This window comes from Herbaspirillum sp. 1173, from assembly GCF_031455335.1.
Taxonomy (GTDB): Bacteria; Pseudomonadota; Gammaproteobacteria; order Burkholderiales; family Burkholderiaceae_D; genus Herbaspirillum; species Herbaspirillum huttiense.
In genome coordinates, this window is sequence record NZ_JAVDSP010000004.1 from 224,166 (window position 1) to 236,224 (window position 12,059).

Annotated in this window: 10 protein-coding genes; 1 reads left to right on the forward strand and 9 read right to left on the reverse strand. The window is 64.1% G+C overall.

Annotated features, from left to right (window positions below; translation table 11 throughout):
• Positions 1–95: 95 nt before the first annotated feature.
• The 8 genes from J2X56_RS15725 to deoC form a co-directional block, all read right to left on the reverse strand.
• A complete protein-coding gene (locus tag J2X56_RS15725) occupies positions 96–1,148 on the reverse strand; it encodes an ABC transporter permease (RefSeq protein ID WP_204724950.1) in 1,053 nt (350 codons plus the stop codon).
• Positions 1,149–1,157: 9 nt separating this feature from the next.
• A complete protein-coding gene (locus J2X56_RS15730; RefSeq protein WP_310160805.1) occupies positions 1,158–2,720 on the reverse strand; it encodes a sugar ABC transporter ATP-binding protein in 1,563 nt (520 codons plus the stop codon).
• 90 nt (positions 2,721–2,810) lie between these two features.
• Positions 2,811–3,818 (reverse strand): substrate-binding domain-containing protein, encoded by a 1,008-nt coding sequence (locus J2X56_RS15735; protein ID WP_034331985.1) that lies wholly within the window; start codon positions 3,816–3,818, stop codon positions 2,811–2,813.
• A 50-nt stretch (positions 3,819–3,868) separates the two neighbouring features.
• The gene (locus J2X56_RS15740) at positions 3,869–4,876 is read right to left on the reverse strand and encodes an ABC transporter permease (protein WP_134221499.1); all 1,008 of its coding nucleotides are present in this window, start codon (positions 4,874–4,876) and stop codon (positions 3,869–3,871) included.
• Positions 4,877–4,901: 25 nt separating this feature from the next.
• Positions 4,902–5,864 carry a ribokinase gene (gene rbsK / locus J2X56_RS15745; protein WP_034331986.1) on the reverse strand — a complete coding sequence of 321 codons (963 nt, stop codon included), beginning with the start codon at positions 5,862–5,864 and terminating at the stop codon, positions 4,902–4,904.
• 2 nt (positions 5,865–5,866) lie between these two features.
• Positions 5,867–6,319: an RbsD/FucU family protein gene (locus tag J2X56_RS15750; RefSeq protein ID WP_039789135.1), complete on the reverse strand. Its 453-nt coding sequence runs from the start codon at positions 6,317–6,319 to the stop codon at positions 5,867–5,869.
• Positions 6,320–6,509: 190 nt separating this feature from the next.
• Positions 6,510–8,891: an aldehyde dehydrogenase family protein gene (locus J2X56_RS15755; protein WP_310160808.1), complete on the reverse strand. Its 2,382-nt coding sequence runs from the start codon at positions 8,889–8,891 to the stop codon at positions 6,510–6,512.
• A gap of 23 nt (positions 8,892–8,914) precedes the next feature.
• Positions 8,915–9,946, reverse strand: a complete 1,032-nt coding sequence (gene deoC / locus J2X56_RS15760) for a deoxyribose-phosphate aldolase (RefSeq protein WP_204724954.1) — start codon at positions 9,944–9,946, stop codon at positions 8,915–8,917.
• A gap of 246 nt (positions 9,947–10,192) precedes the next feature.
• On the opposite strand from deoC, the gene J2X56_RS15765 reads away from it, so the two are divergent.
• Positions 10,193–11,014 (forward strand): DeoR/GlpR family DNA-binding transcription regulator, encoded by an 822-nt coding sequence (locus J2X56_RS15765; RefSeq protein ID WP_034336049.1) that lies wholly within the window; start codon positions 10,193–10,195, stop codon positions 11,012–11,014.
• Positions 11,015–11,044: 30 nt separating this feature from the next.
• Here J2X56_RS15765 and map read toward each other — a convergent pair whose 3' ends face one another.
• The gene (gene map, locus J2X56_RS15770; protein ID WP_034336051.1) at positions 11,045–11,842 is read right to left on the reverse strand and encodes a type I methionyl aminopeptidase; all 798 of its coding nucleotides are present in this window, start codon (positions 11,840–11,842) and stop codon (positions 11,045–11,047) included.
• Positions 11,843–12,059 lie beyond the last annotated feature (217 nt).

Here is a 12,059-nt window from a genome sequence, read left to right on the forward strand (position 1 = left end):
CTACCCGCGAGGAGCCGATCTGGATGCAGTGATCTGAAAATATTTTTTAAAAAAGATGGACGGGAGAATTGGTGAGTATTTTTTAACGGGAAATTCTACTTCTCCCGCCGCAGCGCGAACACCGCACCCGCCAGCACGATGAAGCCGCCGATGATGGCTTTCTGCCAGGTACTGGGCACGCCGGCCAGGATCAGCACGTTGTTGATCAGGGTCACCAGCAGCACGCCCAGCAGGGTACCCACCACACTGCCATGGCCGCCCGTGATGCGCGCACCGCCCAGGACCACGGCGGCGATCACATCCAGCTCGCTGCCCACCAGGTCGAAGGGATTGGCCAGGCGCGTGCTGGAGACGTGCACGATGCCCGCCAGTCCGGACAGGAAACCGGCATAGCCGAACACGAACAGATGCACCGAACGCAATTTGTAGCCCAGCCGTTCGGCGATGGCCAGGCTGCCGCCCACGGCGTAGACGGCGCGCCCCATCAGGGTCTTGTTGAGCAGCCACCAGGTCAGCGCACTGGCCAGCACCAGCACCAGCACGGTGGCGGGCAGCACGGCGTGCAGGCCGCTGGCCGTGTCATGCCGCGCCAGGGCCAGCTTGCCGAACTGATCCATGGCATGCGGCACGTTCATGAAGAACACGGTCCCGACGAAGGTCAGCAGGATGCCGCGATAGAGATACTGGGTACCGATGGTGACGATCAGCGAGGGTGCCTTGAGCCAGTCCACCAGCAGCCCGTTGAGCACACCCAGCGCGGTGCCGCCAACCGCGCCGGCCAGCAGGATGACGGCGATGTGCGTCTCCGGGAAATACGTCATCACCACCTTGGTGATGGAATACATGGTGAGCGCCGCGATGGCCGCGAAGGAGACGTCGATGCCACCGGCGGCCAGCACGATCATCACGCCCAGCGCAAACAGGCCCAGCGTGGTGCAGGCGCGCACGATGTCGAACAGCACCGCCAGCTGGAAGAAGGCGGGATTGATCAGGGCCACCGTCACCACCACCAGCAGGATCAGGACGAAGGTGAACAGCGAAGGGTTTTTCTTGAGCAGCGCTCCCAGGCTGGCTGCCGCGCTGCGCGGGGGCAGGGCGGGACTGGTGTCGGTGTGGGCGTTCTGGCGGGTCAAAGTGCTTGCATCCATGCTCGGTTCTCAATGTTCGTGGCTTTGTTCGGAGACCAGGTCGTGCGCGAGGTCGCTCTCGGACAAGCCCTCCACCTCGAAGCGGCGCACGATGCGTCCGCGCTTCATCAGCAGCAGGTTGTCGCAGTTCTGCAGCAGCTCGGGCAGGTCGTCGCTGATGAGGATGACGCCCATGCCCTGTTTTGCCAGGTCCTGGATGATGCGGTAGATGATGTCCTTGGAACCCACATCCACGCCCACCGTCGGCCCGTGCAGGATCAGCACGCGCGGATTGATGGCCAGCCAGCGCCCGATCAGCACGCGCTGCTGGTTGCCGCCGGAGAGCGACTGCACCGGACGATCCACGTCCGGGGTGGCGATCTGCAATTGCCTGACCGTGTCCACCGAGAAGCGCTGGCAGGCCGCCGCATCGAGTGCGCCGAACTTGCCGCGCATCTTGCGCAGGATGGTGGTGATGATGTTGTCGCGAATCGATTTGTCGAGGAACAGGCCTTCGCTGATGCGATCCTCGGGTACGTAGCCGATGCCATGCGTGATCGCATCGCCGGGCGCGCGCAGCGACAGTCGCTGTCCGTCCAGCAGGATCTGTCCGCCATGCGCCGGTTCGACCCCGGCCAGCGCCAGGGCCAGTTCATTGCGGCCCGAATCAAGCAGGCCGGTGATGCCCAGGATCTCGCCTTCATGCAGCGTGAAGCTGACGTCCTCGAAGGCGGCGCGGCGCGTGAGGGCCGTGACTTCCAGGCGGGTCTTCTGCAATTGGGCGTCGACGCGATAGCGCTCCTCGCTCAACTGTTTGCCGGTCATCAGCTGGCCCAACTGGGCCTTGGTGAAGGTCTGGATCGGTCCTTGCGCGACTTTTTCTCCATCGCGGAAAACGATGGCCTGGCCGCCGATGGCAAAGCATTCATCGAGCTTGTGGCTCACGAACAGCACCGCCACGCCATTGGCGCGCAGGCCGTTGATGACCTTGACCAGCGCATCGACTTCCTTCTGGGTGAGCGAGGTGGTCGGTTCATCCATGATCACCATGCGCGCGCTGGTGGCAATCGCGCGGGCGATGGCGATCAACTGGCGGGTGGCGATGGGCAGCTCGTCCACGCGCGTATCGAGAAACGCCGCCGTGGCCGGCAGGTTGACCGCGCGCAGTGCGCGCGCCGCCGTGTCGTTCAGGGCGCCGCGATCGAACAGGCGTGCCAGCCGCCCCTGATGGCGCACCAGCTGGGCGCTCAGGGCAACGTTCTCGGCCACGCTCATGTTGGGCAGCAGCGAGAGATCCTGATACACCGTCTCGATGCCCAGCGACAGCGAGGCCAGCGGCGTGAGTTCGGCCACGCGTTCGCCCTGGATGAAGATTTCTCCTTCGCTGGGCGGCTGGGCCCCGGCGATGATCTTGATCATGGTGCTCTTGCCGCAGCCGTTCTCGCCCAGCAGGTGATAGATCTCGCCGGCGTGGATGGTGAGATCGATGCCGCGCAGGGCATGCACCCCGGCAAAGCGCTTGTGGATGCCCTGCAGCCGCAGGAATTCCTGGGCAGGCGCGCCGTCGGGGCGGGAAGTGTCTTGAGTGCTCATAGTCCAACGCGATGACGAAGGGCATCCGCCGTGGCCGGGATGATGATGCGGGCGCGCGGCGGATGTCCGGTGGGTCTGATCAGGCCGCGATCAGAACGCGTACTGCTTGTAGTTCTTCTTGTCCACTTCGACCCAGGCCTGGCCGGTGACGATCACGCCCACGCCCGGACCCTTCTTGACGCTGACCTTGTTGTAGCCGGGAATGCCCAGGTCCATGCCGTCGGTGATCTTCTTGCCCTGCACCAGCATCATGGCGGCCTTGTTCATGGCCAGGCCGGCATCCTTCGGATCCCAGAAGGCGATGCCACCCACGGCACCCGACTCCAGGAACTTGGCGGCTTCGCTCGGCAGGCCGGTGCCATAGACACAGACCTTGCCCTGCAGGCCGGCCTCTTCCACGGCGCGGCCGATACCCAGCACGTCGAGCGACGACGAACCCTGGAAGCCCTTGATGTCAGGATGCTTGCGCAGGATTTCCTTGGCCTTGGCGTAGGCCTTCTCGGCATCGTTGGCCGATTCGTTCTTGGCATCGACCAGGGTCATCTTGGGATACTTCTTGGCGGCATTGGAAGCGCCGCCATCGGCCCATTGCACCTGCGACTGGCTGCCCAGCGAACCGACCAGCGACGACCACTTGCCGGTCTCGCCCATGCAGGCGGCCAGGCGGTCATTCAGGCGGGCGCCATAGGCGGTGTTGTCGAAGGCTTCGATATCGACCAGAGTGTTCTTCTGGTTGTCGGCTTCATGGGTGACCACCTTGATGCCACGATCCAGGGCGCGCTTCAAGACCGGCTCCAGAGTGGGCGGATCCATCGACACCACGGCGATGGCATCGACCTTCTTGGCCACCAGGTCTTCCACCAGGCGTTGCTGCTGGGCGGCATCCGATTGGGCCGGGCCGATCTGGCGCGTGGTCACGCCGGGATTGGCGGCAGCGAATTCCTTGACGCCCACTTCCATGCGGTTGAACCAGCTGATGCCGGTGATCTTGACCACGGTGACGATATCGATGGGTTTGTTCTGCGCCTGCAGCGCGCTGGCAAAGCCGATGGCTGCCAGAGCCGAACCCAGTACGCAAGCCGATTTCTTGTTCATCATGTCTCCAGTTTCCCCACTATGTGGATGGATCTTGACAGGCGGGGTGCTGTTCAAGACTTGCGCAATTGCGCCTTTGAATTCGGGAAAAAATCACGCCAGCTGACCCGCGCCGAGGCCAGGAAACACAGCAGCAGCAAGCCCCAGGCGCAGTCGCGGAAGAAGTTGGAAATCTCCAGCAGGTTGAAGGTCGAGGACAGCAGCTGCAGCGCCAGCGCCGAGAAGAACAGGCAGACCATGCGCCCGTAGCCGCCTTGCGGACGGATGCCGGCCATCACCGCGATCAGGATGGCGATGAGCAGGTAGGAGTTGCCATAGTCGGCCTTCACGCTGGCAGTGCGTGCGGCGATGATGACGCCGGCCACCGAGGCCAGCACGCCGCTCAAGGTGTAAGTGGCAAAGCGCAGGCGATTCTGCGAGATGCCCGCGTAACGTGCTGCGCGCGCATTGGTGCCCAGCAGGTAGAGCTTGATGCCGAACAGGCTGTAGCGCATCAGCCAGCCCACGCCCAGCAGCAGCGCGACGAAGATGATGAAGGGGATCGGCACGCCCAGCACCGATTCATTGCCGATGGCCGAGATCGGATCGACCACGCTGATGCGCAGGCTGGAGCCATTGGTCAGCACCACGGCCAGTCCGGTGAAGATCATCTGCGTGCCCAGCGTACAGAGAATCGGCGTCAGATTGCCGCGCGAAATCAGCCAGCCGTTGAGTGCACCGCCCACCAGTCCGGTGACCAGTGCCACCGCGATGAAGCCCAGGGTGTAGGTCCACGGTGCCGCATCGGGCGCGGCCACCAGCAGCGGCATGGTGGCTGCGGCCACGACCCCGGCCAGATTGGCCAGGCCGATGCCGGAGAGATCGATGCCGCCATTGCCCGAGATCATCGCCAGCGCCACGCCGATGGCCAGCAGGCCCAGTTCAGGCAGCTGGCTGGCCATGGACTGGAAGTTGTAGAGGTCCAGGAAGTCGCCGCGCGAGAACACGGTGGCCACCAGCAGGATGGCCAGGTTGATGACCAGCAGGAACAGCAGTTGCGGGTCGGAGATCTTCAGTTTCATGGTCGGTTCACCTTGCGGGGGAATGTCATTGCGCCTGCGCCAGCGCACCGGCGTTGGCCTGCAGCAGAGCCAGCGCTTCCTGGCGGCTGGGCATGGACGGGGCGGTGCCGGGGCGGGTGACCGAAATGGCCGCCACCGCCGTGGCCAGCCGCGCGGCTTGTTCTGCGCTCATGCCTTCGGCCAGTCCGGCGGCGAACGCGCCGTTGAAGGCATCGCCCGCGCCAGCGGTCTCCACCACGGTGCCTGCGCACAGGGCCGGCAGATGCAGCGATTGCGAGCGGCTGTGCAGCAAGGCACCCTGCGCGCCCAGCGTGATGAGGGCGCAGCCCACGCCGCGTTCCAGCAGCACGTCGGCAGCACGGCGCGCATCGTCGACGGTGTGGATTTCGATACCGGTCAGCAGGGCCGCTTCATGTTCATTGGGGGTGATGAAATCGCACAGGCCATAGATCTGCGGCGGGAAGTCCAGCGCCGGGGCCGGGTTGAAGACGGTGGTGGTGCCCGCCGCCCTGGCGATCTGCAGGCCGGTGAGCGCAGCCTCGGGCGGCTGCTCCAGCTGGGTGACGAAGACACTGGCCGCTTCGATGGCCTGGTGTTCGCGTTCCACATCCTGGGTGGACAGTTGCGAGGCGGCACCCGGCACCACGATGATGGCATTGTCGCCGCTGGCATCGTTGACGTAGATGAAGGCTGCCCCGGTGGGTGCATCCTCGATCACGCGCACGTGCGGCGCGATGGTTTCCTGACGCCACAGCGAAAGCGCGAAGTCACCGAAGGAATCCTTGCCGATGGCCGAGATGAAGCGCACCGGCGCACCGACGCGCGCAGCGGCCACGGCCTGGTTGGAGCCCTTGCCGCCGGGGCCCATGGCGAAGCCGGTGCCGGCGATGGTCTGGCCCAGGCCGGGCATGCCCGGTGCGCGGAAAGCGAGGTCGGCCACGTAGATGCCCAGCACGGCCACGCCGGTCTTGTGCGAGAGGGAAGTCATGCTCACGCCTCCGGTGGCAATACACCTTTTTTGAGCAGGAAGCAGCCGTAGAAGCGGCGCTCGCCGGTGGCGATCACGCAATACGCTTTCTTGGCCGCTTCGTAAAAGGCGAAGCGCTCGATGGACCCGAGCGGACGTTCGCGGCCTTCAGCCTGGTTCACTTCCTGTTGCAGTTCCTGCTGTACCGGCGGGATGGTGGCGGGTTCGCCCATGATCTCCATGCGCCGCACCGGCTGCTCCACGGCATTGTCCAGCGGCAGCACCGAGAGGATGGCGCGCGCAGCTTCGGTGGTGCCCACGCCATCGATGCGCAGCACCTTGCCCAGCACCGTCTGGCGGGCCACCGAGTCGGCCGGGAAATTGGCGTCGCACAAGACCAGTTCGTCACCGTGCCCCATCGCGCGCAAGGCGTAGAGCACATCGGCATTCAATAAAGGATGCAGATTTTTAAGCATGTCGTCTCCTGTGGATTTTATAAGTATGCTTATAGAATAAATCTAAATCTTGTTGCTTGGGAGTCCTTGTTCAGCTTGATTGTTCACCGTAAAAAACTAATATTTCAAGATTTCATTTCTTTCGGTTTATTAGTCAGCATATCGTCAGGACTTCGTCAGGAAAACCGTATTGCGCTGAAGCACAAGGTTGTCATTCGCCATAAGGAATCCAGATGTTCTTGACGTGCGTGGCCTGGCGCAGATATTCGCTGCCTTCAGCTTGCGCAGCATCTTGCCAGTCGGTGACCTCGCCGTGATCCACGAAGCAGCGCTTGAGATTGCCGACGGACAGCCGCTCGGCCGTCGCCGAGAACTCGGCTGGTCCGCGTACCCACAGGGCATCGACCTCGTCATGCTCGGCCAGTACGGTGAGCAGCTCGGCGCTCTTGCCGGTGACGATGTTGATGACACCGCCGGGCAGGTCCGATGTATCAAGCACCTGATACAGATCGGTTGCCACGAGCGCTGCCTGCTGGCCGGGGACTACCACCACGCGGTTGCCCATGGCGATGAGCGGCGCCACCAGGCTGATGAAGGACAGCAGCGGCTGTTCTTCCGGACAGACCACGCCGACCACGCCGATGGCTTCCGGCATGGCCAGGGCCACGCCACGCAGGGGTGGCTGGTGCACGGCACCGTCGTACTTGTCGGCCCAGGCGCCATAGCTGAAGAGGCGCTTGATCGCGGCGTCCACTTCAGCCCGCGCGGCCTCGGTGGAGACCCCGGTGGTGAGGGCAATGCGGCGCGCGAATTCATCGGCGCGCGCTGACAGATTTTCCGCGATGTAATACAGCCCCTGGGCGCGGCGATGGGCAGTTGCGCTGCTCCAGCCACCGGCCTTGACGGCAGCGGCGACAGCATTGCGGATATCCTTGCGGTTGCCCAGGCCCACGTCTTCCAGACGTTCGCCACTGGCCGCGTGGCAAGCCGTGGAGACTTCGCCATCCGGACGGACCTGCTTGCCGCCGATGTAAAGCTTGGCGGTGCGGTCAACCAGGCCGCCTTGCAGCGGAGAGTCTTTGCGCGTGCCGGCCGGCGTGGCCGATGCAGTATTGCGTTGAGCGCGGTTCAGGCGATGGCGCGGCTTGAGGTATTCGTAGCAGCCTTCGCGTCCTCCTTCGCGGCCATAGCCGGATTCGCGCACGCCACCAAAACCGACGGCCGCATCGAACTGGTTGGTGCTGTTGATCCACACCACGCCCGCTTTCAGCTGCGGGGCCACGCCCAGGGCCAGGCCGATGGTCTCGCTCCAGACGCTGGCGGCCAGTCCATAGCGGCTGTTGTTGGCCAGTTGCACGGCTTCGTCGGGGGTGCGGAAACTCATCGCTACCAGCACCGGGCCAAAGATTTCCTCGGTGGCCACGGTGGCAGCGGGATGCACGCCGGTCAGCAGCGTGGGCGGATAGAAGCAGCCGCCGGGCGGCACATCGAGCGCCACCTGATGGCACTGCGCACCTTCACGCACACCCTGCTCGACCAGGCGGCGCACGCGTTCCAGCTGCACCGGGGAAATCAGCGCACCCATGTCGCTGCACTTGTCCAGCGGTGCGCCGACCTTGAGTTTTTCCATGCGTTTTTTCAGCCGCGCGATGAAGAGATCGTGGATGCCTTCCTGCACCAGCAAGCGGCTACCGGCACAGCAGACCTGCCCTTGGTTGAACCAGATCGCATCGACCACGCCTTCGATGGAGGCATCGATATCGGCATCATCGAAGACGATGAAGGGCGACTTGCCGCCCAGCTCCAGCGTCAGCGACTTGCCGCTGCCGGCGGTCTGTGCGCGGATCAGGCGGCCCACTTCGGTGGAGCCGGTGAAGGCGATTTTCTGGATGCCGGGATGCGCGACGATGGCCGCGCCCGTGCTGCCATCGCCGGTGACGATATTGAGCACGCCCGCTGGCAGCCCGGCCTGCTGTGCCAGTTCGGCAAAGAGCAGGGCCGTCAGCGAGGTGTCTTCGGCGGGTTTCAGGACCACCGTATTGCCCAGCGCCAGCGCCGGGGCGATCTTCCAGGCCAGCATCAGCAGCGGGAAATTCCACGGCACGATCTGACCGACCACGCCGACCGGAACATGATCAGGGAATTCGCTTTCCTGCAACTGCGCCCAGCCGGCGTAGTGATAGAAGTGGCGCGCCACCAGCGGTACGTCCACATCGCGTGATTCGCGCAGTGGTTTGCCGTTGTCCATGGTCTCCAGCACGGCCAGCAGGCGGGCGTGGCGTTGCACGGCGCGCGCCAGCGCATACAGGTGACGCGCACGGCCATGGCCGCCCAGCGCCTGCCAGCCGGCCAGCGCGGCCTGGGCGGCGTTGACGGCGGCATCCACATCCGCCGCCGAGCCTTGGGTGAGATGCGCCAGCCGCTTGCCGCTGGCCGGATCGAGATCTTCCAGCTGGCCGCCGGGCTGGGTGAAACGTCCCGCGATGAAGTGGCCGAACGAGGCCTCGTGGCTGGCCAGCCAGGCGCGGGCATCCTTGTCACTCTCGGGGGCGGGGCCGTAATCCATGGTGTCGAAATAGGTGGAAACGCTCATTGTGCTTGTCCGTGCAGGGTGGCTTAGCCGATGGCATGCCGGTTGAAGGCGGAGTAACGGCCGGTGACGTGGTGTTCCAGCTGGCGTTCGATATCGGCCAGCAGGCTGGAGGCTCCCACGCGGAACAGATCGGGTTGCAGCCAGTCGTCACCCAGTTCTTCCTTCATCAGCACCTGGTATTCGAGGACATCCTTGGCCGTGGCGACTCCCCCTGCGGGCTTGTAGCCGACCTGGATGCCGGTCATCTCCTGGTACTGGCGAATCATGCGCAGCATCACCAGCGAGACCAGCGGCGTGGCGTTGACGCTCTCCTTGCCGGTGGAGGTCTTGATGAAATCAGCGCCCGCCATCATGCAGACCATTGAGGCCTTGGCGACGTTGCGCAGGGTCTTCAGTTCGCCGGTGGCGAGGATGGCCTTGACGTGGGCGTCGCCACAGGCATGGCGGAAGTCGCGCATCTCGCGGTAGAGCGCTTCCCAATTGCCGGTGAGCACGTGTTCGCGAGTAATGACGATGTCGATTTCGGCGGCACCATCGCGCACCGAGGCTTCGATTTCCTTGAGCTTCAGGGCGTGCGGATTGAGACCTGCCGGAAAGCCCGTCGACACCGCCGCCACCGGAATATTCTTTCCTTCCAGCGCTTCCACTGCCGTCTTCACGAAGCGGTGATAGACGCACACCGCACCCGTGGTCAGCCCGCGTGCCTGCATGCCCAGCGCTTCCAGCAGATCGGCGCGCACCGGATTGGCGGCCTTGGCGCACAGGCGGCGCACGCGTTGCGGGGTATCGTCGCCGGACAGCGTGGTGAGATCGATGCAGGTGATGGCCTTGAGCAGCCAGGCGGCCTGCGCATCCTTCTTGACCGAGCGGCGGCCCTTCAAGGTGGCGACGCGCTTTTCGGCGGCGCTCAGGTTGATGCGCAAATGTTCGAAGGCGGCAGCGTCATAGGGCTGCACGCTGTTGCGCGGATGGCCGGCGGGCGCGCTATCCTCGCGCACGATGTCGGCCTCGCCCTGCGCACGGCGCAGGGAAGGGGTCTTGCTGGTCATGTTCATGGCTGCGTAACTTTTAGTTAATTACCGTAGGCTGATGCTTACGGGCAGTGTCTCTTCCATGTGCTGCTTGCGCTGGGTCAGGCTTGGCTCTTGCATGCATCGACGCCGTCCGCCGGCCTCGCTACAATGTGGCCCAACGCGCTAAATGTTTTGCAAATAACATTTAATGGCTGTAACGTTACATCCATAACTTTTAAGGCGCAACCTTTTTTTATCTGCAACATTTCCCGATCAGGAAAACGCCTCATGGCATCGATGACCCCGACGTCGACCGGAAAGCCGGTCCCTCAACCCACGCTGGGCGAACGCGCGCGCGCCCAGCGGCTGTCGCGCATGCAGGACATGATCCGCGAGCAGGGCCCGACACCACTGGCGCGCATTGCCGAAGTGCTGGGAGTGACGGTAATGACGGTGCGGCGCGACCTGGCTGCCGACGATTCGCCGCTGATCTGCCTCGGCGGCCACGTGCTGGAAAGCAGCCCCGGCGCTGGCGAGAACCGCTACTCGATCGACCGCGAAGCCGACCAGCACGCCCAGCGCAAGCGCCTGGCCTGCCAGCGCGCGGCGCAGCGGGTGCAGGAGGGGGACAGCATTTTCATCGACTGCGGCACCACCATGACGCATCTGGCGGAGGCCTTGCCGGTTGATATCGGCCTGAGCGTGATTTGTTATTCCCTGAACATTGCCAACATCGTCAGCCAGCGTCCCAATACGCAGGTGATCCTGCTGGGCGGGCTGTATCACCCGTCATCGGCCTCGTTTGCGTCCGAAGAGGGCGTGGCCTATCTCAAGCGGCTGGGCGTGAACAAGGCCTTCCTGTCGGCGGGCGGGGTGGATGCGCGGCGCGGCGTGAGCTGTTCCAACTTCCACGAAGTGCCGATCAAGCAGGCGGCCATTGCCAGCGCGGCGGAGTGCTACGTGGTGATCGACCAGAGCAAGCTGGGCCGTTTTCGTCCGGCCTTCTACAGCACGCTGGAAGTGTTTTCGGGGATCGTGGTGGGCGGGACGCCGGAACAGGATCAGCTGGACCTGTTCTCGGACTTTCCCATCGAGGTGGTGGCAGGCTGAGACCCGCCACCGGATTGATGCGCAGGCAGGTCAGTTGCGGGTGGCGATGGAAGGATAGTCGCCGCAGCCTTCCGGCCAGGGCGTGAGGATTTCATAGCCCTTGGCGGTGACCACCACCATGTGTTCCCACTGGGCCGACAGCGAGCCGTCAGCGGTCAGCACGGTCCAGCCGTCGTCGAGCTGGCGCGTGTGGCGCTTCCCGGCGTTCAACATCGGTTCGATGGTGAAGATCATGCCTTCCTTGAGCGGCAGGCCGCTGTTGCGCTGGCCGTAGTGCAGCACTTGCGGTTCATCGTGGTAGATGGTGCCGATGCCGTGGCCGCAATATTCACGCACCACCGAGAAGCCGTCGCGCTGGGCCACGGTCTGGATCGCGTGGCCGACATCGCCCAGGGTCGCGCCCGGCCGCACCGCGCGGATGCCCGCGCACATGGCCTCGTAGGTGGTGTTGACCAGCTTGCGTGCGGTGGCGTTGGGCGAACCCACGAAGTACATGCGGCTGCAGTCGCCGTACCAGCCATCCTTGATGACGGCGACGTCGATGTTGATGATGTCGCCATCCTTGAGCACCTGGCCGCCGGGGATGCCGTGGCAGATCACGTCGTTGACGGAACTGCAGATGGTCTTGGGGAAGCCGTGGTAGCCGATGTTGGCCGGAGTGGCCTGTTGCACCTTGACGATGTGGTCATGGCAGATGCGGTCCAGTTCGTCGGTGGTGACACCGGCCTTGACGTGCTCGGCCACGATATGCAGCACTTCGGCCGCCAGTTGCCCGGCCACGCGGGCCTGGGCGATTTCTGCGGCGTTGCGCAGCTTCACTTTTCTCATGCTTGTCTGTTCGGTGGGTGCCGCGCGGTGCGCAGCGGTCGTTCGGGCGACTATTTTAGCCGGGCTGGCAGGCGGCTGCCGCATCGGCACCCGGTAATGGCGATTTTTCGAGGCGCGGCGCAGACTTTTTTCCACAGCCGTGCTGACGCGGACTTGTCAGTAGAATCGATGCAGACCGCATGATTCATTCATCGCATTGATCAATCCAACAGCATTA

Coding starts and splice junctions, on each gene's coding strand:
- map (WP_034336051.1), bottom strand. CDS start 11,842: ATGAGAAAAGTGAAGCTGCGCAACGCCGCAGAAATCGCCCAGGCCCGC.
- J2X56_RS15735 (WP_034331985.1), bottom strand. CDS start 3,818: ATGATGAACAAGAAATCGGCTTGCGTACTGGGTTCGGCTCTGGCAGCC.
- rbsK (WP_034331986.1), bottom strand. CDS start 5,864: ATGACTTCCCTCTCGCACAAGACCGGCGTGGCCGTGCTGGGCATCTAC.
- J2X56_RS15730 (WP_310160805.1), bottom strand. CDS start 2,720: ATGAGCACTCAAGACACTTCCCGCCCCGACGGCGCGCCTGCCCAGGAA.
- J2X56_RS15765 (WP_034336049.1), top strand. CDS start 10,193: ATGGCATCGATGACCCCGACGTCGACCGGAAAGCCGGTCCCTCAACCC.
- J2X56_RS15740 (WP_134221499.1), bottom strand. CDS start 4,876: ATGAAACTGAAGATCTCCGACCCGCAACTGCTGTTCCTGCTGGTCATC.
- J2X56_RS15755 (WP_310160808.1), bottom strand. CDS start 8,891: ATGAGCGTTTCCACCTATTTCGACACCATGGATTACGGCCCCGCCCCC.
- J2X56_RS15725 (WP_204724950.1), bottom strand. CDS start 1,148: ATGGATGCAAGCACTTTGACCCGCCAGAACGCCCACACCGACACCAGT.
- deoC (WP_204724954.1), bottom strand. CDS start 9,946: ATGAACATGACCAGCAAGACCCCTTCCCTGCGCCGTGCGCAGGGCGAG.
- J2X56_RS15750 (WP_039789135.1), bottom strand. CDS start 6,319: ATGCTTAAAAATCTGCATCCTTTATTGAATGCCGATGTGCTCTACGCC.